The sequence below is a fragment of the Nocardia sp. NPDC051463 genome, assembly GCF_040681975.1.
Lineage (GTDB): Bacteria > Actinomycetota > Actinomycetes > Mycobacteriales > Mycobacteriaceae > Nocardia.
The window spans coordinates 195,255-215,717 of the sequence record NZ_JBFBAB010000010.1 but is presented as its reverse complement, the minus strand read 5'-3'; the positions used below and the strand labels follow the sequence as shown (position 1 = coordinate 215,717).

Annotated in this window: 18 protein-coding genes; 8 read left to right on the top strand and 10 right to left on the bottom strand. The window is 66.1% G+C overall.

All coding sequences use genetic code 11. From position 1 onward, the window contains the following. Positions 1-760: 760 nt before the first annotated feature. Positions 761-1,957 carry a DUF885 domain-containing protein gene (locus AB0M74_RS16545; protein WP_366527088.1) on the bottom strand — a complete coding sequence of 399 codons (1,197 nt, stop codon included), beginning with the start codon at positions 1,955-1,957 and terminating at the stop codon, positions 761-763. 181 nt (positions 1,958-2,138) lie between these two features. Here AB0M74_RS16545 and coaA point away from each other — a divergent pair, with 181 nt between their 5' ends. Beyond that, positions 2,139-3,071, top strand: a complete 933-nt coding sequence (gene coaA / locus AB0M74_RS16540) for a type I pantothenate kinase (RefSeq protein ID WP_366527087.1) — start codon at positions 2,139-2,141, stop codon at positions 3,069-3,071. Positions 3,072-3,095: 24 nt separating this feature from the next. Here the strand turns inward: coaA and AB0M74_RS16535 are convergent, their stop codons facing one another. Further along, positions 3,096-3,725 (bottom strand): hypothetical protein, encoded by a 630-nt coding sequence (locus AB0M74_RS16535; RefSeq protein WP_366527086.1) that lies wholly within the window; start codon positions 3,723-3,725, stop codon positions 3,096-3,098. A gap of 61 nt (positions 3,726-3,786) precedes the next feature. Further along, entirely contained in the window at positions 3,787-4,566 is a 780-nt protein-coding gene (locus AB0M74_RS16530; RefSeq protein ID WP_366527085.1) for an isoprenyl transferase, read from the bottom strand. A gap of 190 nt (positions 4,567-4,756) precedes the next feature. Between AB0M74_RS16530 and AB0M74_RS16525 the strand changes: the two genes are divergently transcribed. The 3 genes from AB0M74_RS16525 to AB0M74_RS16515 all read left to right on the top strand — a co-directional run bounded on the left by AB0M74_RS16525 (position 4,757) and on the right by AB0M74_RS16515 (position 9,511). Further along, positions 4,757-5,401 (top strand): hemolysin III family protein, encoded by a 645-nt coding sequence (locus AB0M74_RS16525; RefSeq protein ID WP_366527104.1) that lies wholly within the window; start codon positions 4,757-4,759, stop codon positions 5,399-5,401. Between the two features lie 97 nt (positions 5,402-5,498). After that, positions 5,499-7,742: an MMPL family transporter gene (locus AB0M74_RS16520; protein WP_366527084.1), complete on the top strand. Its 2,244-nt coding sequence runs from the start codon at positions 5,499-5,501 to the stop codon at positions 7,740-7,742. Continuing rightward, entirely contained in the window at positions 7,739-9,511 is a 1,773-nt protein-coding gene (locus tag AB0M74_RS16515) for an adenylate/guanylate cyclase domain-containing protein (protein WP_366527083.1), read from the top strand. Before AB0M74_RS16520 ends, AB0M74_RS16515 begins: the two co-directional genes overlap by 4 nt. Before the next feature lie 6 nt (positions 9,512-9,517). Here AB0M74_RS16515 and AB0M74_RS16510 read toward each other — a convergent pair whose 3' ends face one another. Next, positions 9,518-11,662, bottom strand: a complete 2,145-nt coding sequence (locus tag AB0M74_RS16510) for a thioredoxin domain-containing protein (RefSeq protein ID WP_366527082.1) — start codon at positions 11,660-11,662, stop codon at positions 9,518-9,520. A gap of 1,257 nt (positions 11,663-12,919) precedes the next feature. Here AB0M74_RS16510 and AB0M74_RS16505 point away from each other — a divergent pair. Continuing rightward, positions 12,920-13,432: a hypothetical protein gene (locus tag AB0M74_RS16505; protein ID WP_366527081.1), complete on the top strand. Its 513-nt coding sequence runs from the start codon at positions 12,920-12,922 to the stop codon at positions 13,430-13,432. A 429-nt stretch (positions 13,433-13,861) separates the two neighbouring features. Continuing rightward, positions 13,862-14,812: a LysR substrate-binding domain-containing protein gene (locus AB0M74_RS16500; RefSeq protein WP_366527080.1), complete on the top strand. Its 951-nt coding sequence runs from the start codon at positions 13,862-13,864 to the stop codon at positions 14,810-14,812. Here AB0M74_RS16500 and AB0M74_RS16495 read toward each other — a convergent pair. Continuing rightward, a complete protein-coding gene (locus AB0M74_RS16495) occupies positions 14,764-15,666 on the bottom strand; it encodes a serine hydrolase (protein ID WP_366527079.1) in 903 nt (300 codons plus the stop codon). The two genes, AB0M74_RS16500 and AB0M74_RS16495, sit on opposite strands and share 49 nt — an antisense overlap. 143 nt (positions 15,667-15,809) lie before the next feature. Between AB0M74_RS16495 and AB0M74_RS16490 the strand changes: the two genes are divergently transcribed. Next, positions 15,810-16,385 (top strand): GyrI-like domain-containing protein, encoded by a 576-nt coding sequence (locus AB0M74_RS16490; protein ID WP_366527078.1) that lies wholly within the window; start codon positions 15,810-15,812, stop codon positions 16,383-16,385. Positions 16,386-16,511: 126 nt separating this feature from the next. On the opposite strand, the gene AB0M74_RS16485 is transcribed toward AB0M74_RS16490, so the two are convergent. From AB0M74_RS16485 to mca, 5 genes are all read right to left on the bottom strand, one after another. Continuing rightward, on the bottom strand, positions 16,512-17,075 hold the full coding sequence (locus AB0M74_RS16485) for a TIGR03086 family metal-binding protein (RefSeq protein ID WP_366527077.1): 564 nt from the start codon (positions 17,073-17,075) through the stop codon (positions 16,512-16,514). A gap of 177 nt (positions 17,076-17,252) precedes the next feature. Further along, positions 17,253-17,792 carry a DoxX family protein gene (locus AB0M74_RS16480; RefSeq protein ID WP_366527076.1) on the bottom strand — a complete coding sequence of 180 codons (540 nt, stop codon included), beginning with the start codon at positions 17,790-17,792 and terminating at the stop codon, positions 17,253-17,255. A 241-nt stretch (positions 17,793-18,033) separates the two neighbouring features. After that, on the bottom strand, positions 18,034-18,408 hold the full coding sequence (locus AB0M74_RS16475) for a hypothetical protein (RefSeq protein WP_366527075.1): 375 nt from the start codon (positions 18,406-18,408) through the stop codon (positions 18,034-18,036). 143 nt (positions 18,409-18,551) lie between these two features. Further along, a complete protein-coding gene (locus tag AB0M74_RS16470; protein ID WP_366527074.1) occupies positions 18,552-18,833 on the bottom strand; it encodes a hypothetical protein in 282 nt (93 codons plus the stop codon). Further along, a complete protein-coding gene (gene mca / locus AB0M74_RS16465) occupies positions 18,833-19,711 on the bottom strand; it encodes a mycothiol conjugate amidase Mca (RefSeq protein ID WP_366527073.1) in 879 nt (292 codons plus the stop codon). Before mca ends, AB0M74_RS16470 begins: the two co-directional genes overlap by 1 nt. Before the next feature lie 105 nt (positions 19,712-19,816). On the opposite strand from mca, the gene AB0M74_RS16460 reads away from it, so the two are divergent. Further along, positions 19,817-20,272: a DUF4307 domain-containing protein gene (locus tag AB0M74_RS16460; RefSeq protein WP_366527072.1), complete on the top strand. Its 456-nt coding sequence runs from the start codon at positions 19,817-19,819 to the stop codon at positions 20,270-20,272. The last annotated feature ends 191 nt before the right edge of the window (positions 20,273-20,463 follow it).

Below are 20,463 nucleotides of genomic sequence, written 5' to 3'. Positions count from 1 at the left end.
GAACAAGCAAGTCACAACATTCAACGGCGGCAGCGCCATCGCAACACTCCACGGGGTTCAAGGGGTGGGTGTTGCATCCACCCCTTGAACCCAGGCCCCGAACCAACCACCATTCGACTACCGTCGCCACCGAAATGCTTGGAGCGCAACCACAGCCAGTCCGAACGCTGGAAGCCGTTGCCTGTCTGCCCAGGCTGCGGAAGAGAAGGGCGGGTACGGCACACGACGTGCCCAGCACTGCCCGGAACACCGCTGAGACGTGAGTTTGCTAGTCGAGCCGGGCACGCGACCCAGCTTCCGCTCACCAGTACACGGCACTGTTCTGGGTGGGCTTGCCTTCCGAACCGGAGGCACGCCAAAGGGTCTCCGGACCAGCTCACGGTGATGTCATGGGAGGTGGGCTCGCCTTTCGAACCCCAGGGTGTGCTGTCCAGTTACGGTTGCCCTCCAGGGTTTCGCCGGGGCGGTGTCGGGTGCGTCGGGTGGGCTCCCCGGCTTCCTCTTCCGCAACCTGAGCAGGCAGGCACACGGCTTTCAGGGTGAAGACTGCCCGTGGTTGCGTTCTCGGTCCCAAATCAATCCTGGCAGTCGATCACTCACTGGCCCGGCCTCGATGGCAGCCGCACCCCATCCACAACCCCTGCGTAGCAACCGGGCACTCCGTGTGATGGCTTCCCGTTGTGACACTGGCGTGCGGAAGTGGCGATGGTGATGGCGATGACGGCGGTCGATCCTGTCGAAGGATGTGCGGATTATCGGGTCACATCGCGCGCACCGCGCCGGGGGTGAGCGGTTCGTCGAGGAGGCGACGGAAGCGTTCGACTCGGTCATCGGAGGTCGACGCGCGATCGAGCCAGCCGCCCAGTAGACGATAGCCCTCTACGTAGGTACTGATGTATGCCCGCCACAGCGGCGAGGACAGGAAGCGCAGCGACTGGCGAGCGCGCTCGGGGGTGCTCAGGTTCCAGCGCTGTAGGAATTGTGCGACCTCGTCGGCGTCGCGGTGCCGGTCGTGCAGCAACAGCGCGGCGTCTTGTCGCACGCCGAGCAACTTGCTCGACGCAGTCGCCAGGCGTTCGGCGCGCTCACCATCGAAGCGCAGGCCGAGGTCGGCGTAGATCTCCTGCGCCCATTTCCCCCAGCCGGGCCCGACGATCGCACCGAGCGCGAGATCGGCGAGACCTTCCGCCATGAGGCACTGCGGCGTGTTCACCAGGAACAACGTCTGCTCGGCCTGACCGGCCGCGACCAGGCGTGCCTCCTTGCGGCAATGCTCGGTGTGATGGCCCGGGTAGGACTCGTGCGCGATGAGGTGCGGCAGGTTCGCCATGTGCTGTTTGAGATCGGAGTTGATCGCCACCGTGGACCGGTAGTTGCCCAGGTAGTAGTTGAACCCGGACCACGGCTTGTCGCCGACCACCTCATAGGTGACATGCTCGTTGTCGGGCAGTGGGTAACGCGCACGCACCAGTTCACGCAGGGCGCCGGAGAACTCTTCGACGCAGGCGCGTAGCCGCTCCGGTGGAATCTCGTCGGCCTTGCGATGGGCCGCGACCCGCTCGGCCAGCGATCCCGTGCCTGCCAGCACCTCGTCCATCTGCCGGTGTGCGTCGCGGTAGGCCGCTTCGTCCTCGGGCGCGATGTCGACATCGAAGTACGCCCGCACCTCCTCGACGAATCCGATGTCGTCGCCCGCGAACTTGCGACCGGAACATTCCAGCGCGCGCAGGTGCACATCGAGAAACTCGGTCCGCTCCGGCGCGAGTCCCGCGGTAGGCAGTTCGGCCCGCAACGCTGCGGCCCGGCGAGCCAGCGCACGCGGTTCCGGTGCGGGTGCGTTCTCGACCTCGCGACGCAGCACCGGATCGCCGGTATAGGCGTCGACGAAACCTTCCTCCAACCGGTCGAAGGCCAAACCGAGTCGCAGGTACTCCGTCACGAGCGGATGCGCTTCCATGCCGTCCGACATTAGCCGCTGTCAGCACCGGTTTCGACCCGGTTACCAACGGGTAGTGGCACCCCGCTTTTCGCACGCTGTTGACGCAGAGCAGAATTCGGCTATGCGGCCAGAGCTAGACCGAATCTCACAGCGGCGCCACGTTATGTGTGCGTGTTTGCCTAACAGGAGCGTCGGGTAAGTGGCACGAATGAGCGAGCCGAGCCCATATGTGGAATTCGACCGGAAACAGTGGCGCACGCTGCGGAAGTCGACTCCACTCGTGCTCACCGAGGAAGAACTGATCGGGCTTCGCGGCCTCGGCGAACAGATCGACCTCGAAGAGGTCGCCGAGGTCTATCTGCCGCTCGCTCGCCTGATCCACTTGCAGGTTGCCGCACGTCAGCGACTGTTCGCCGCGACGGCGACCTTCCTCGGCGAGAAGCATCCCGACCAGCAGGTTCCTTTTGTCATCGGCGTCGCGGGCAGTGTCGCGGTCGGTAAATCCACCACGGCACGCGTGTTGCAAGCGTTGCTCGCCCGCTGGGATCATCACCCACGTGTGGATTTGGTCACAACCGACGGATTCCTCTACCCCACATCCGAACTGACCCGACGCGGCATCATGCATCGCAAGGGTTTTCCGGAAAGCTACGACCGCCGTAAACTTCTGCGCTTCGTCACCGAGGTGAAATCAGGCGCACCCGAAGTGTGCGCACCGGTGTATTCGCATATCTCCTATGACATCATCCCCGACAAATTGCACTGCGTGCGGCAGCCGGACATTCTCATTGTGGAAGGCCTCAACGTCCTGCAAACAGGTCCGCGACTGATGGTCTCGGACCTGTTCGACTTCTCGATCTATGTCGACGCCCGCATCGAGGACATCGAGAAGTGGTATGTGCAAAGGTTTCTCACGCTCCGAGAAACCGCGTTCGCCGACCCGAACGCACACTTCCACCACTACTCCGGATTCACCGACGAGCAGGCGACCACCACCGCACAGGAGATCTGGAATTCCACCAACCGCCCCAACCTGGTCGACAACATCTTGCCGACCCGCCCCCGCGCCACCCTCGTGCTGCGCAAAGATGCCGACCACACCATCAACCGGCTGCGCCTGCGCAAGCTGTAACCCGATCGGTGTACCAGCCGGTCGCTAGAGTTTCCAGGCCGCGTCGAGCCGCGCGGCGACATCGATATCGCGCGCCGCGGCGATATGTGGTGTGCGAATTTCCTTGGCGATGTAGCGGGCGACGAAACGACGGATCTCGTGGTCGACGCTGGCGAGGATGCGCAAGAGCTGGCCGCGCTTGGTGGCAGCGGCCACGTTGATCCGGACGTCGCTCGGGCGTGGCTCGGCGATATCGATGATCACCCGAAGCGGCTGCGCTGTGCGTGCGGTCAGGTGCAGATGGACATAACCCTCGACCTGGAAGCGGTGCCGGTCGACTGCCAGGTCGATGAGCATGTCGACGCTCAGCGGGATTTTCAGCTCGAAGGAGATGTACTCGTCGACATCACGACGCACCCGTGGCTGTCCGAGCTGGACCTGGGCACTGGCCTTGACCAGGTGGCCCGGCCCAACTCCGATCGGGCCGAAATCGAATGCCGCACCGGCCAATTGACCGAAGGCGGCGGCGATGCGTGCTTCCGAGGCGGCGTACTCCAGGAACCGCCTGCCGAATTCCTCGTAGCTGATGTGGGATACCGGAGCCCGGCGCTGCCCTGCCGGCTCGTCGAGCGCGAATTCGCGTGGGCCGTCGGGCCGATCGTCGTACGCACTCATAAGACCGCACGGTAGGCGAGAAGCGGCGAGGCGGAACTCGATGCGCGCCGCGATCGAGGCCTCAGGCCCCGAAGCGGCGATGCCTGGCAGCGAAATCGCGCAGGGCGCGCAGGAAATCCACCCGCCGGAACTCCGGCCAGTACGCCTCGGTGAACCATATTTCCGAGTATGCGCTCTGCCACAGGAGAAATCCGGAAAGTCGCTGCTCACCGGAGGTGCGGATGACCAGATCGGGATCCGGTTGGCCGGAGGTGTACAGGTGCTGGCCGATGGCGTTGACGGTGATCGACTGCACCAGGTCCTCGCCGGTCTCGCCCGCCGCCATCTCCTGACGGACCAGCTTGCGGACCGCGTCGGCGATCTCCTGCCTGCCGCCGTACCCGACTGCCACGTTCACATGCACCCCGTCGCGACCGCTGGTGCGTTCGGCGGCGGTGCGCAGGCGCTTGGCGATCAGCTCGGGGAATCCGTCGAGCGAGCCGACAATGCGCACGCTCCAGTTCTGCTCCGGATCCGACAGTTCCTCGACGACATCGGTGATCACCTCGAAGAGGGTCTCCAGCTCGTCGGGATCGCGCTGGAGGTTCTCGGTCGAGAGCAGGTAGACGGTGACCATCTCGATGCCCTCGGCGGCACACCAGCCGACCAGTTCGGCGATCTTCAGCGCACCCACTCGATGCCCGTGGCTGACATCGGTGAAACCGTTCTCCCGCGCCCAGCGCCGATTACCATCGCACATCACCGCGACATGCCGGGGATGTTGTTTGCCGGCCAGCTGCTTGGACAGCCGCGCCTCGTAGATGCGGTATGGCAAACCACGCACCCGACTCGGAAACTCCACGGCGACCTACAGTACGCCTCACCGGCGGGATCCCGGCAGCGACCGCGAATCCAGTACAGTAACGGAGAGCCATAACTTACGGTCCCGTAGGTTACTGGGCGGTACAAACTGGAGGTAACTGGTGTCCGAATCGGTCGCCGCCGACGCGGCATCCAGCACGACCCCGGGCACGGCAGGCGAATCCTTCGCGGTGGCGCTGAGCAAGCCGCGGCTGCGCGGCTGGATCCACACCTGGGCCGTCGGCATCGCGGCGATCGCGGTCATCGTCCTGGTCGCCACCGCCGCGACCATCTCGGCGACAGCAGGCTGGTCGACGCTGGTCTACGGGCTGACGGTGTGCGGACTGTTCGGGATCAGCGCCGTCTATCACCGGGTGACCTGGCCGACCGCGAAGGCGCGCATCCGGATGAAGCGCGCGGACCACTCGATGATCTTCCTGTTCATCGCGGGCAGCTACACCCCGTTCGCCCTACTCGGGCTGCCGGGGCGGACCGGACAGACCCTGCTGCTGGTGGTCTGGATCGGCGCGCTCGCGGGTGTCGCGCTGAAACTGCTGTGGCCTACGGCACCGCGGTGGGTCGGCGTGCCGCTGTATCTGCTGCTCGGCTGGGCCATCGTCCCGGTCGCCGGGCAACTGAACTCGCAGGTCGGTATCGCGCCGCTGATCCTGTTGTTGATCGGCGGGCTCGTCTACAGCGGTGGCGCGATCCTCTATGCCACCAAATGGCCCAATCCGTGGCCCACGGTATTCGGCCATCACGAGTTCTTCCACGCCGCGACCGTGCTCGCCGCCCTATGCCACTACATCGCGATCTGGCTGGTTGTGCTGCGTTGATCGGCCACCACGGCCGAAGTGAGCAATCCGACCGTCCCATTCTCTCGGTTTCAGCAATACAGTCGAACACGAGGTAATCGATTCGGGGCGGCAGAGGATGGCACAACAGACGACCGACACCGACAAACAGACCGCGGCTCGGCCACCGGACCGGCAAGCGGCCTATCGCTGGGGCGTGGCCATGGCGCGACACCGCCGCCCGATCGCGGCGCTCTGGCTGTTGGTCATCGTCGCCTGCGCGATCGCCTACCCGAAACTCGACGGCAGGCTGGAGGCCGCCGAATTCCACGCCGACAATGTGGAATCGACCCGAGTCACCGCTCTGCTCGCCACGCACTATCCCGATCTGGGCGCCGAAGAGCTTGCGCTGGTGTTCTATTCGGCACAGCGGACAGTGGACGACCCGCAGTACCGAGCCGTCATCGAACGAGCGGTCGAGGATATGGGTGGCGTTACGGGTGTCCGGATCGCGCTCGGTCCCTTCCAGGGCGACCAGCAGTCCCAGATCTCCGCGTCCCGGCATGCCGCGCTGGCGGTCATCGGGATCGACGGTGATATCCCGACGCGGGCCCTACTCTCGGCCCAGCTACAGGAACTAGCGGGCCGCCACTCCGATAACGAGGTCACCGTCGGCCTCGCCGGGTTCTCCCCCGGACTGCGCGATCTGATGGAAATCGAGGTCGCCGATTCCGGCCGGGCCGAAGCGATCGGTCTGCCGGTCGCGTTCGTGCTACTGATCGTCGCTCTCGGCACCGTTGTCGCGGCGCTCGTGCCGGTAGTGGTGGCGCTGAGCGGGCTGCTGCTCGCATTCGGCGGGCTTTTCCTGATATCGCATGTGATGGGCACCAGTTCCCTGCTGCTCGCGGTCGCGACCATGATCGGCACGGGCATCGGATTGGACTATGCGATGTTCGTCGCCAGCCGGTTCCGGGAAGAACTCGCCAAGCAGCCTCCCGGTGCCTCGCCAACGGGCATCGCGCATGCCTGCGGCGTAGCCGTCGCCACCGCGGGCAAGACGATCATCGTCTCCGGGCTGATCGTGATGATCTCGCTGTGCTCGCTGATGGTGGTACGCGCGCCCGTGTTTCGTGGGATCGCGGTCGGCGTGGTTGTCGCGGTCATCGCGACGCTCACCGTGGCCTTGACGCTGCTGCCCGCGCTATTGGCGCTGCTGGGTCCGCGGGTGAATCGTGGCGCGCTCCCGGCCCGCTGGCAGCCGCTGGAGACACGGCCGGGTGTGGACGCCGTCGATCCGGCCACCGGCCGGTGGGCGCGCTGGAGCCAGACGGTGATGGCACGGCCCGCACTGTTCGGCATTGCCGCCACAGTGGTTCTGCTGCTGGCGGCGGCACCCCTGGCCGGCGTGCGCTACGGCGTCGACATGGGCACCGCGGCCTTGAGCGAGACCGCCTCCGGGAAAGCCGGTGCCATCGCCACAGACAATTTCGCGCCGGGATTGCTGGCGCCGATCACACTCGTCGCGACCGGCCCCGACGACGCGGCACTCTCGGCCGACGCGGCCGGACAGGTTCAGACTTTCCTGACCGAGCTCGGCCACGACAAGCGTGTCGACCGGGTGCTGCCGTTCCAGCGCGATGGGCGGATCTTCGCGACAGTCATCGCCAAAACACCGTTCGATTCGACCGAAGCTACCGTGCTGGTGCGGGATATCCGCGCCGATGCCGCGGATGTGCCGCAATCGCAGGTGCTGGTCGGCGGCGTGACCGCGGAATTCGCCGATATGTCCGACGAGATCACCAGGAAACTGCCGTTGGTGGTCGCACTGGTTCTATGCTGCTCGTTCGTGTTCCTCGTCGCTGCCTTCCGCAGCCTCGTCCTGCCGGTGAAGGCGATCGTGATGAATCTGCTGGCCACCGGAGCCGCCCTCGGTATCACTGTCGCGGTGTTCCAATGGGGTATCGGTGAGTCGCTGCTCGGGTTTCAGAGCACCGGGTTCATCCAAGTGTTCCTGCCGGTCATGGTGTTCGCCATGCTGTTCGGACTGTCGATGGACTACGAGGTGTTCCTGATCCGGCGGATCAAAGAGTTCTGGGAGAACAGTCCGCGCACCGCCGCCGACAACGAGCACGCGGTCGCGGCGGGGCTACAGCACACGGCACGGCCGATCAGCGCGGCCGCGGCGATCATGGTCGTCATCTTCGGCAGCTTCCTCACCGCGAGCGTGCTGGAGCTCAAGCAGATCGGGCTGGCGCTCGCCGTCGCCGTCGCCATCGATGCGGGGCTGGTGCGGCTGATCCTGGTGCCCGCGCTGATGAAGCTGTTCGGCACCTGGAACTGGTGGCTGCCGGCACCCTTCGGACAAGATTCGCGACAGCGGTGATCGCCAAGCTCGTCGTCTGGGCACTGCGGGCTCGCTGGGGTCTGGCCGCGGTCGTCATCACCTGCAACCTCAGTGGCCTCGCCGTCATCGTCACCGAGCTGTGGCTCAGCGGCTTCTTCAACAGGCTCGGCCCCGACACCCTGCGCGCTATGGCACTGGTGGCCATCTACCCAGCGGTCGGGTTCCTCGCCGGTATCGCACTCGCGATCCGCGATCGGACCGTCTACTTCGGTTGGCTCGACAGCGGACGCACACCCACGCCGGAAGAGGCCCGCCGCCTACTGCGGCTGCCGATCGCCATCACCTCGCGGGCCCTTGCCCTGTGGCTGCCCGGTGTGATCATCTCTGCCGTGGCGCTATCGCGGGTGACGCCGCAGCACGACCTTGCCGTCATGATGGCATTGTTCGTCCTCGGCGGATTCGAATCTGCGGCGTTGACCTTCCTGATCGTCGATCGGCTGATCCGACCAACCATTCCGATCGTGACCGCGGTGCTCGGCGCGACGATGCATTGGAGCTCAACGGTATTCGTCCGGGTCGTGCTCACCTGGGCGGTGTCGGGGGCGATGCCGCTGTTGATGCTCATCGTGGTGCTCGCCGACCCGGTGTCCGGTACGTCCGACCGCATCCGCACCGGCATCTACGTCGCCGCGGTCGGGATCGGCGTCGGCGCGCTCGCCACCGCGACGCTGGCCCGCGCCGTCGCCGCGCCGCTGCGAATGCTGCGCCGGGCGCTGGACCGAATCACCCATGGTGAGCTGGATGTACGAGTGCCGGTCGGCAGCGCGAGTGAGATCGGGCGACTCGAGCATTCGGTCAACGAGCTCGCCACGAATCTGCGCGAACGGATGCGGATGCGGGAAGTGTTCGGCAGGCATGTCGGCGCGGAAGTCGCCGAACGAGCCCTGGCCCGTGGCGTCGATCTGACCGGCGATGTGCGCGTGGTGGCAGCACTGTTCGTGGATGTCACCGGCTCCGTGGAACTCTCCACCGGGCTACCACCGCAGGAGTTCGTCGCCAAACTCAACCGGCTGCTCTCGACCGTGGTCGCGGCGACCGAGGCGAACAACGGGCTGGTCAACAAGTTCGAGGGCGATGCGGCGCTGTGCGTCTTCGGCGCACCGATCGCCTTGCAGGACAACGCAACCCCAGCCTTGCGGGCCGCTCGCCAGATCCGCGACGAAGTGGTCGCCGCCGGCGAACTGGATATCGGCATCGGCGTCGCCCTCGGCCTGGTCTTCGCGGGCGACGTGGGTTCGGATACCCGGCTGGAATACACCGTCATCGGCGACGCGGTCAACGAGGCCGCCCGGCTGACGTCCGAGGCCAAAGCAGTCCCTCGCCGAATCCTGGTGAGCGGCAAGGTGATCGAGTCCGCCGCCGATCACGAGAAGGCCGAATGGACCCTGTACGAATCGATCCGGCTGCGCGGCATGAAGGAACCCACCGCCTGCTGGACCGATATCGGCTCCAGCGGCAGCTCGGGCCACCTCGCCGACGACGGCACCGAACACGCCGCAGCGACGATCACCACCGACGGCGCCACGCCCGTGAGCGCGGTCACCGAAATCCGCTGCACCGCACCGGAGACCACGGTACGCAACGCGGACCCCACGCCGCCGGCACGCAGCATCGACCCGACGGCAGATCGCGGTCCGATCGCCGAGATCTACACGCCGGCAACGGAAGACGGGTCCGACCTGCCCCACGTGCGCGCAGCGGAGTCCGACGCGGTCACCACTAGTCGCACACGCGGCGAAAAGCCCTGACTTCCCTCACTGCCTGCCCAGAGCCGCGTGCACGTCCGCAACGCCGCTGACCGGGAGGTCACAGACCGAGCCGCGACACACGTATACAGCGGCCGCGCCGTCGACCAGAGGGCGGTCGGCCAGCAGCGGCACCGAGTCCGGTTCGCCCGCAACGATTATCGAGCCGCCGGGTGCCGATTTTCGTGCGGCCGACAGCAATCTCCGCTCTTCCTGGAACTCGGCCTCGCCCGGCGCAGCGAGCGCCAGTTCACTGCCGCCGGGATAGGCACCGCTCGGACCGACGATCGCAACCTGAAGCGGACCACGCAGCGCCGCCTCGGCGACTGTCAACCATTGCCCGGCCGAGCGCGGTGCGCGAGCGAGCACCACCGCGCCTCGGGCGAGGGTCTGGTCGGCCAGCTCGCGGTAGCGCACCGCGCGGGCCGGATCGCTTGCGGCGCTCGCGGTCAGGAGTGCTTCGGCAAGCGCGGAGGCGCCCGCCGGGGTAGCGCCGTCGATCGGGTCACGCGGGCGGGTGACGAGCGTTTCCGCATCGTCGGCGGTGTCGAACCAGCTGCCCGGCGCCGCCGGGTCGGCGAAGTGCTCGATGGCCTTGTCCAGCAGGCGTTGTGCGTCGGCGAGCCAATTCGGTTCACCAGTGGCTTGGTGCAGGGCGAGCAGCGCGACAGCCAGCCACGCGTAGTCCTCCAGCACCCCGGGCGCCGTTCCGGCGACGCCACCGAGCGAGGCGCGCAGCACCCGGTCATCGACGACGTGCTGCGCGAGCAGATAGCCTGCGCAACGCGCCGCGGCCGCGATCCAATCGGGGCGCCCGTGCGCGGCTCCCGCTTCGGCGAGCGCGGTGATCGCCATCCCGTTCCATGCGGTCACCACCTTGTCGTCGCGGGCGGGCTGCGGGCGGCGGGCGCGCGCGTCGCGCAGCACGGTCCGAATGCGCTCGAAACGGGCCGGCGCATCCGGATCGACAGGCCCCGTGGCTTTGATGGCGTCGGGATCGGTGTATCGGGTGAGGATCGAGGTGCCCTGCTCGAAGTTGCCCGCGGTGGTTACTCCGAAAACCTCTGCGGCCCAGGCGCCGTCGGTCGGTCCGAGCTCGCCGATCAGCTGGGCGGGTGTCCACACATAGGTGGCGCCCTCGACCCCCGGACCGCCCGGTTCCAGGTGAGTGTCGGCATCCAGCGCGGAGGCGAAACCGCCCTGTTCGGTGCCGAGATCATCGAGCAGGAAGCCTGCGGTCTCCTCCGTGATACGCAGGGCGAGCGGCGACGCGAGGGCGGCTTCGCCCGATGCCGATCCTGTCCGGCGCGCTAGATGCGCGTAGGCGCGCAGCAATTGGGCGTTGTCGTAGAGCATCTTCTCGAAATGCGGTACCAGCCAGGCATCGTCGACGGAATAGCGCGCGAAGCCGCCGCGCAGCTGGTCGTATATGCCGCCACGGGCCATCGCTTCCGCGGTGTGGGATACCGCCTCGAACACCGCGGGATCGCCGGTGCGCTCCCAGCTCCGCAACAACCCCTCCAGCAGCGCCGACGGCGGAAACTTCGGCGCACCGCCGAAACCGCCGTGCTTATCGTCCACCTCGCGCAGCACCGCGGCTACCGCGTGATCGAGCAGTTCGGCGGTAATGCTGAGATCGCCGCCGGGCAGCCCCGCCGCCTGCGCCCGCAGCGCCTCGGTCACCTGCGCGGACGCCTTGTTCACCTCGTCGCGCCGGTTGAGCCAGGTGTCGGTGATCGCAGTGAGCAGTTGGGTGAACGACGGCATGCCGCCACGGGGCAGCTTCGGGTAGTAGGTGCCGCAGTAGAACGGTTCACCGTCCGCGGTGAGGAAGCACGTCATCGGCCAGCCGCCCTGGCCGGTCATGGCGACGGTGGCGTTCATGTAGACCGCGTCCAGATCGGGCCGTTCTTCCCGGTCCACCTTCACGCACACGAAGTTCGCGTTCATCAGGGCGGCGGTTGCCTCGTCCTCGAAGGACTCGTGCGCCATCACATGGCACCAGTGGCAGCTCGCGTACCCTACCGACAACAGAATCGGCACATCCCTGGCCGACGCCTCCGCCAAGGCATCAGCGTCCCACTCCCGCCAATCGACCGGATTGTCGGCATGCTGACGCAGGTAAGGCGATGTCGCACTTTCCAATTGGTTCACACCCATCAACCTCCTGTATCGCGCCGGCTCACAACTTGCTCCACCCATTCGCGTCGGCCTGCGAGACGCCGACTTGCCAGAATGGCAAAATTTGCTCTGCCAACACACCCGCAGACCAGTGGGCCATCACATGCAGAGTAGTGCCCCAGCACATGACGGGGTAGACAGCGAATCGCGGCTCCCTCAGCATCATCGCTCCGAGTGGTACCGCCGTCCGCTTTCATGCCCGGTGATCGCCCGGTCGTGGAAGTGAATCGGCCTGTGTCCCGGAATGCACCATCCAGATCTGGCAGTTCGACCTGATCGATGTCGATGAAGCCCTCGCCGGCTGGAACCGGTGCGGTCGCGGTAGGCAACCTTGCCGACCAAGTGCCGGACACCCCTGCGCTCAGTCGCAGCGATCGACCTGTCGAGCTGGAGGAGATCCGGCGCGCGCAACCCGAAACCCCGTAGGCGGTCGGCGATTGCCGGTGCCGCCCTGGATGCGTCCGCCCAGCGGCTGAACCCGCATCCACCCCGGCTGGCACGCTCAGGTGAAGGTAACCGAACAGTAGCGCCTCGAAACGATGAAAATGTTCGAGATCGATGGAACCGATCCCGCGCCTACGGCGTCAAACCGTATAGAACACAACAGATCCCAGAAAGGGTCTCGCGCTACGGGGTTGCACCCCGGGCAGTCGAGGTTTCGTCGAAATCCGGCGTCAGGGAGCTCGCAACTCCCTGACACCCGAGCTACACGAAACCTGCAGCTGTTCGCGTCGACAACCAACAAATAGGAACTCGCTATGAACCGTTCCCGGAAGGCCGTCGCTGCATGCCCGATTATATATCGTCGACCACCGAGCCCCGCGACAGACCCGGCAAAAATCATATCCTGAGGGAGGAATCAGCAAAATACCGGAATCGGCGCGTTCCAAGAATCTACCCCGCGCGAGTTATAAGCGATGACTGGTTGCGCTGACGCTGGTGGCCGGTTTTTGCGGCAGGAGAAGTGGCATCCGCAGCGATTGCGGCGGCAGCTCCGCCGCCTTGCACCGACTTTCAGTTGGTAACCAATTGGGTAGCGTTAAATCCGAGATCAGGCCCTATGAGAGTGATCCAATCGACTATTACTCTTGGTGGTGGTTCATCAACGACCTCGGCCACAGGCCAGGAAAGTATGACTGTCAAAAATGTTCGTCAGTGGTAAACCTATTACGGCAACACAATCCGCGAACAAGGACGACATGCTCCATTTCGGGCAGCCGCGCTATTCCAATGGGAAATACCTCTGGAAAAGCGGGGACATCATTCATGTTGACGCACTTCACAAGACGCAAGATTCAAAAATCTACCTCACGCCACTCAACCATGACAGAGCGAGAGAATGGGATCGTGGACATAGAAGAAGCAGTCAGAGGCGCGCGCCTCCTCGCGGCCGACATCGAGAGTTCCCTTGGAATGCGGACGCGGGTCGAAACCGAGTATCCCGATGACTGGCAGGAGTTCCATGAGGAGATCGGACGGTCGACACCGAATGCATGGGTGAGTGTCGCGGTACCGGACGCGGGCACTTCGGCCGCCCTCGATCCGAGCGAATCGGTCAGCACCTCGGCGGAAGGTTTCGCGATGGAGCTGGCGCGAATTCTGCAAGATGACATACAGATTCATCTGAGAGAGCCGTGGCCCGAAGACCGCACCAGGACCGGTTCGTCCCTGGCACCATCCGAGGCCGGTTGGCGAAGCCTGGGTGAGCAGAGCTACACCGTTCCGTACGGCCAGTTGAAATGATGGTGGTCCGGAGGGTATTCGGTTGTCTGCGGGCATATCGACCGGCAGCCTCCGTCGGCCTCGGATGATGTCGGTATCCACGCACCGTCAGCCTCGGGGCTGACGGTGCGTACCGGGCCGTCGATGCCGCCGGTCGCATCGAGAGCCGACTACCGGGGCAGGTCTCCACGCGGCCGCGGCGGTGCACACTGAGGCCACATCGGGCAGCAACCGCTCGGGATCCGCTGGTCCAGCGGCGGTGCGGGGAGGTCGATGCCGCCGCCGAGCATGTCCGGGAGCGCGATTCGCCCCGCCTCGAAGCCTCCCAGCCGGAGTGTGACCGGTCACCGCGTGAAAGGTCGTCCGCGATCGACCCAGACGAACCTGCTCACTCGGGAGCTCACCGCCCGCTGCGCGTGAGCTGAGCGCCGACAGCGATATCGTCGCAACGTGGACCCCCTACGCCAACTGCGGTACTTCATCGCCGTCGCCGAAGAACTGCATTTCGGACGCGCGGCGGAGCGCCTGGGCATCGCCCAGCCGCCGTTGAGTCAGCGGATCCGCAAACTCGAGGCCGATCTCGGCGCGCGACTGTTCGATCGCGACAGCCGCCGGGTAGCGCTCACCGAGGCCGGGCAGATCCTGCTCGCCGAATCCCGCGATCTGCTCGCGCGCTGGGAGCGAACGACGGCGCTCGTCGGCAAAGCACATCGGGGCGAGATCGACGCATTGCGCGTCGGGGTGCCGCCCGAGCTGGCCGGGCGGGTGCTTGCCGCCGTGCTGACCGCATTCGAGAGCCGTGACATCCGGGTCGACCTGCAGGAGCTGTCCACTGCCGAGCAGGTCCGATTGCTCGCCGACCGGCAACTCGACGCCGGTCTGTTGCAGCATCCGGTCGACATGATCGGCCTCGAAACAGGACCGGCGGTGGACACACCCCTCGGCGTGGTGCTACCGCGAGATTCACCGCTGGCCATGTGTTCCTCACTCACCCTCGCCGACCTGGCCGGGCATGGACTGGTGATCTTTCCGAGAGCCGCGGCGCCCGGGCTGTACGACGCGACACTGCGCACCTGCTGGGACCACGGTTTCCGGCCGACCTCGGTGCAGCACGCCCGCAATCCCGAGTTCGTACTCGGCATGGTGCTTTCCGGCCGCGGCGTGGCGTTCGACCAGGGCATGGTGGCGCAAAAGGAACCGCGGGTGGTCTGGCGTCCTCTGCCGGAAGGAACATTGAGCTGGCGACTGTCGCTGGCATGGCCCGCTGCGGCACCGCATCCGCGGGTGCGTGAACTCGCCGAGCTGGTTGCGAATGTGGTGCAGGGCGACGGAGCTTCCCGTCCCGCACCTGTTCAGGAAGTACCGCAGCGCCCGTGGAATGTGGTGTACGGCAGGCCGTGAACAATGTTCTCGATCGCGTGCTTCGCCGCCACACCGATCGCGCGGTCCACCTCGGGTAGCCGCTGCTCGAGGGTGTCGGCCCTGGTGAATACCGCCACGGCGTAGCGACTGCCGCCAGGATATTCGACGACGCCGATCTCGTTGCGGACGCCGGGCAGGGTACCGGTCTTGGCCCAGAGCCGCACCTCGGGTGCAAACGCCGCGGCGAGCCGGTGCCAGTTGGCCTGTTGACGCATGAGATCACGCACCCACCGGCAGGTCTCCGCGGTACCGGCGCGATCCGCCCCGATGAGCGTGAGCAGCTCGGTCATTTCGCGCGGCGTGCTCGCGGTGGTCCGCAGCGGATCCAGGGCGCGGGTACCGAGGACCTCTGCGGCACTCAGCGCGGGAAACCGTGCGGCGAAGTCGATCGGGTCGCGGGCTCCGATGTCCTCGGCCATGGTCTGCACGATGTGCCGTGGCGATCCGACGATCCGGGTGGCGGTGAGGCCGAGCTCGCGCACGAGCGAGCGCACATTGTCGAGGCCGACCCGATCGAACAGCAGATCGGCCGCGGTGTTGTCGCTGAGCGCGAGGGCGAAGAACGCGGCGTCGCGCAAACTCAGCTCGACATCGTCCAGGCATCCCGCCGTGCCGACACCGCCGAGACGGTCCCGTGCGGCCGCACGGACCCGATCGGTCGGATCCAACTGACCCACGGCGACCTGGCGGGCGAACTCCAATACCAGCGGCACCTTGACCACCGATGCCAGTACCACCGGCTCGTCGGCGCCCGAGCCCACTTCACCACCGCAGTCGAAACACCTGGCGTGCATCCAGCCTCGCACACCGACCTTCCGGAAGAACTCGTCCACGACTGCCAGCATTCACCGTCGACCCGGCTGCGCGGCAACCCGCCCGCGCCATTCGAACGAGGTATCGAACCGGCGACTTGACTCTCCCGCCGTTGGAGGGTCCACGCTGGCCACCGACAGGCAATCCGACAGGAGGACAACCGGTGAAGATCGATCTGGCCAAGACCGACAGGCACTACTACGACGCACCGCGCGATCCCGCGCTGCGCACGTTCGACGCCTACAACTATGTGACGGTCACCGGCTCCGGCGCACCGGAGAGCCCGGCGTACCTCGACGCCGTCGCCGCGCTGTATCGCGCCGCCTACGGTGCGAAGAAGATCGCCAAGTCCGCCGCGGCGGATTTCGTCGTACCGAAGCTGGAGGGCCAGTGGTGGGTGGAATCCGACGAACCACCACTCACGGTGCCACGCGAGCAGTGGCACTGGAAACTGATGATCCGCATGCCCGACCCCGTCACCGCGGACATGGTGTCGGGCGCGAGCTTCGAGTCGATCACCGAAGGCGACGCGATCCAGGTGCTGCACGTCGGCCCCTACTCGACCGAACCCGAGACCCTCGCCCGCATGGAATCGTTCATGACCGCCGAAGGCCTGACGATGAACGGCCTCCATCACGAAATCTATTTATCCGATCCACGCAAGACCCCGGCCGCGAGCACCAAAACCATTCTGCGCCACCCGGTTCGCCGCATCGACGCCCGACCGAGCGCTACCTGATCGTCATCTCGCCGACGCTGTGATTGCTCATCGGAAGACCGCTCGGGCCTGGACGCTCACCGGTGCGCTCGATACGCCGATGTGGCCGCAAGGCCGGTCGGGCACGTTCGTGCCCGAGCACCGCGGTCACCACGTCCTGCCGACGTAGCCGAGCAGCCGCTGATGAGCGGGCGCGTCGGCGGCGACCGGTACCTCGGCGTCGAACATGCCCGGCTTGCGGAAGCCATCGATGCCGCCCATCGCCTGCATCGCGGCGAGCAATTCGGCACACAACTCGTCGTCGGCGAGATCGGGCCGGTGCACTGCGAGCGCGATGTCGACACCGTGCACCACCAGCTCGGTGAGATGGACCATCGCCGCCGCGGAGCCCGGCAGATCGCCCATCGAGATGTGCACCGTCGCGGTCAGCACGTCCGGCCGATGCCAGGCCGCCCGGTCCACCTCCGCCGCCGCGGCGTACGCCGCTCGCGGATCAATGCCCAGCCAGTCGTCTTCGTGCTCGGCCCCCGCATCCATCCCGGTCAACGCGGCGGCGAACAGGTGCATACCGCCGACGACATGATCGAGCACCGCACGCACATCCCATTCCCGGCACGGCGTCGGAGCGACCAGCCGGTCGTCGTCCACCGTTGCGACGATCGCCCCCGTCATGTCCAGAGCGCGGTCGATCTGGTCGATCACAGAATCCATCTGTCATCCTTCGGTTGTGGGTTCGCTGAATGAGTAGCACACCGCACCGACATTCAAACCGCGACCAGCGCAGAGGCCGCGCGTCGAAAATCTGTCGCCACGGCCGAATTCGGCCTGCGAGAACGCGGGGCACCTCGGGACGGAGCCGCCGCGTTCCGCGCTGTCTCGGGCAACCGATCAGACCTGCTCGGTCCGACCCGAACGGCCGACGAGCGCCTCGAAACGCAGTGCCACCTTCGGCAGCGACTCCGGGTCGCGCTGTGCGGGCCGGCGCAACGACCACGACACGAAGGTCAAGCCGGCGAACACCAGGGGCGAGATCCACTTCGGAGCCGGGTCACCGATCGCCAGGTGCGACGCCGCCGCACCGACATAGACGAAAGTCAGTCCCGCATAAGCCCATTCCTTGAGCCGGGGGAATCCGGGAACCACCGCGGCCGCGACGGCGGCGAGCTTGGAGACGCCGAGGATGGTGGCGAAATACATCGGGTACTGCAGGTCGTCGAAAGTATCGACGACGTATTGGGTTCGGGCCAGATCCCAGTAGGAACCGACCACCGATTCGGTGAGGACCGCGCCGGTGGCGACGGCGAAAGCGGTGAAACGTACCCGCGATGGGAGGGTTTCGCCCGCGACGGCGTTGACGAAGGTAGTGACTCGATTCGAGCCGGTAGTGGTGGCGGTCGAGGTGGCTGGGGCGTTTGCTGTGATTGTCATGCCATTACTCTCAGCGACCCTGTTGATAGAACGACGATGTCTTCGCAATGGACAACCGATAGGCAGGCCACGGGTCACGATGCGCGCCCTACGAATCATTAAGCGCGACAGCGCTCTCCGAGCACCGGATAGTTGGCGCGAATTACGCCGTGCGGTCCCGGACCCGCTCGACCTCGCCGAGGCGCGCCAATGTCGACGCGTCGAACGCGGCCGCCGCACCTTCCTCGGGACCGAGGAAGGTTTAGGGCCCGAGCCCGCCTGATATGACCGCCGATAGCGTCGACGATCTCGGTGCGCCCGGCCTCGACGGCCGTCTCCAGATGCGGCAGTCCGAGGCCGAGCACGGACAGCAGGTAGGGCTCGATGACTGGCCGCGGGCGCCCCTGTCCGCGGTGGCCTCGGCCAGTGCGCCGCCGAGGTGGCCGATCTGAATATCGACCAGCGGTGCGACGGGTACGTTCAGCAGCGTCTTGATCACGGCGTCACCGAGATCGGTGAGCAGTTCGCCGCGTGCGAGCGACGGACTCGGGTCGGTCGGTTCGGCGGTGACGTCGCCGAGACTCGCCACCGGCAGGACGGCGCGCTTGTCGGCGATGGGGCTCTCGATCGCATCCAACCCCGCTAACGAGGCGTGCCTCGGCGTCGCCGAGGCACGGGTGTGGTGGCTCGTGCCGCGACTACACACGACGAAATAGGACCTGCGAATGTCACAACGACCGCCTGCGGGGTGCGGACGGTCGTTGTGACAGGCAGAAAACCTCAGGCTTTGTCGGCTTTGCCGTCGGGCTCGGAGACCTCGGTGGCATCCTCGGACACCCGCCGGGTGATACCGGGCTCGGTGCCTTCGTCCGCCTCCTGATCCGGCTCGGGATGCTCCGGTTCGAAGGTTGGGGGCAGATTCTTCAAGTGCCGGTTCATCGAGCGCACCAGCAACACCGTGCCTGCGAGCAGGATCAGGATGATGACGAGCCCGAGCGGCGACGCCTTACCGAACTCTGGCCCGGTAGGAGTGCCAGGAGTCTGCGCGAGCAGGGCGAGCATCACAGATCCTCGATGCCTGCGAACAGGTCGTTCTCGGGGATCGCGGTGCGCACCTTGGTCTTGGCCAGCTCGAATTCCTCGGTGGGCCACACCCGTTGCTGCATCTCCAGCGGAATCGCGAAGAAAGCGCCGTTCGGGTCGATCTGGGTCGCGTGCGCGCGCAGCGCGTCGTCGCGCTGCGGGAAGTATTTGGCGCATTCGATCTGCGTGGTGACCCGCGACATCACATCACCGCGCTCGACGGCGAACTTGCGAATCCGATCCAGCCACTCCTGCATCGGGAACGGTTCGCCGATCCGCGCGAACTCCGCGGCGAACGCCTCCATTCGCTGCAGGCTGAACCCGTGGTCGTAGTACAGCTTCAGCGGCGTCCACGGCTCGCCGGCATCGGGGAACCGCTCCGGGTCACCCGAGGCTTCGAACGCGGCCACCGACACTTGATGGCACCGGATGTGATCCGGATGCGGGTAACCACCGGTCTCGTCATAGGTCGTGATCACGTGCGGCTTGAACTCCCGCACCACCCGCACCAGCGCCTCGGTGGCCTCTTCCAGCGGAACGAGCGCGAAGCAGCCCTCCGGCAGCGGCGGCATCGGATCGCCCTCGGGCAGACCCGAATCGACGAATCCCAGCCAGGTCTGACGCACACCGAGCGCGGCGGCCGCCGCGGCCATCTCCTCGCGCCTGACCTCATCGATCCGGTCGAGCACGCCGGGGATATCCATCGCGGGATTGAGGATGCTGCCGCGTTCGCCGCCGGTCAGCGTGACAACAAGGACCTCGTTTCCTTCGTCGGCATAGCGTGCGGTCGTCGCGGCACCCTTGCTCGATTCGTCGTCAGGGTGGGCATGGACCGCCATGAGGCGAAGGCCACTCACGTCTCGTTCACCTCATCGCTCTCGCTCGCGGGTGCTTGGGCTTCGTTCCCTATAGTTCCATTCGACAGACTTTTGTTCCGACGTACCCCCCGGGAGCGACCACTCATGACCGAGCCTGCGCCGGAATCCACCGGTGGCGATGCGGCCATCGAGCGGCGCGCCGACCGCTACGGCACCGCGCCACGCCACAGGCCGCGCTGGATTCCACCGGTTCTCGGCGTGGTCGTCGTGCTGCTCGGGCTGGGTGTCGCCTACCTCGGATGGCAGAAATACGGCCCGAAGGACATCGAGGCCGAGCAGCTCGGCTACGTCGTGGTGGACGACTCGACGCTGACCGTCCGGATGAAGATCACCCGCGACGACCCGCAGCGGCCGGTGGTGTGTTTCGTGCGGGCCATGGACAAGGACGGCACCGAGGTCGGCCGCCGCGAGGTCCTGGTAGAGCCGTCCGACAGCGGCACGATCGAGCTGTCCACGACCGTGCGTTCCTCCGCGCGCGCCTCCGCGGGCAGCATCTACGCGTGCAGCGATCGAGTTCCGGAGTACCTTCGCGCAGGCTGAGTACCTCGGCGTACCTCGGCGCGGGCGACCTTTACCCCAGCCAGGGCAAAACAAACTCCGACCTGCATGTTTATGATTCATGCTAAAATGGCTTAATACACGGTTCCGGGGCTCGGAGCCGTGTTTGCTGCATTGGCGGCCAGCGCTGTCGGTTCCGGATTTTCGTATTTGCCCGGAACAGAGGCCTGTCG

Coding starts and splice junctions, on each gene's coding strand:
- AB0M74_RS16545 (WP_366527088.1), bottom strand. CDS start 1,957: ATGGAAGCGCATCCGCTCGTGACGGAGTACCTGCGACTCGGTTTGGCC.
- AB0M74_RS16535 (WP_366527086.1), bottom strand. CDS start 3,725: ATGAGTGCGTACGACGATCGGCCCGACGGCCCACGCGAATTCGCGCTC.
- AB0M74_RS16520 (WP_366527084.1), top strand. CDS start 5,499: ATGGCACAACAGACGACCGACACCGACAAACAGACCGCGGCTCGGCCA.
- AB0M74_RS16505 (WP_366527081.1), top strand. CDS start 12,920: ATGGGAAATACCTCTGGAAAAGCGGGGACATCATTCATGTTGACGCAC.
- AB0M74_RS16485 (WP_366527077.1), bottom strand. CDS start 17,075: ATGGATTCTGTGATCGACCAGATCGACCGCGCTCTGGACATGACGGGG.
- AB0M74_RS16480 (WP_366527076.1), bottom strand. CDS start 17,792: ATGACAATCACAGCAAACGCCCCAGCCACCTCGACCGCCACCACTACC.
- AB0M74_RS16470 (WP_366527074.1), bottom strand. CDS start 18,833: ATGCTCGCCCTGCTCGCGCAGACTCCTGGCACTCCTACCGGGCCAGAG.
- AB0M74_RS16460 (WP_366527072.1), top strand. CDS start 19,817: ATGACCGAGCCTGCGCCGGAATCCACCGGTGGCGATGCGGCCATCGAG.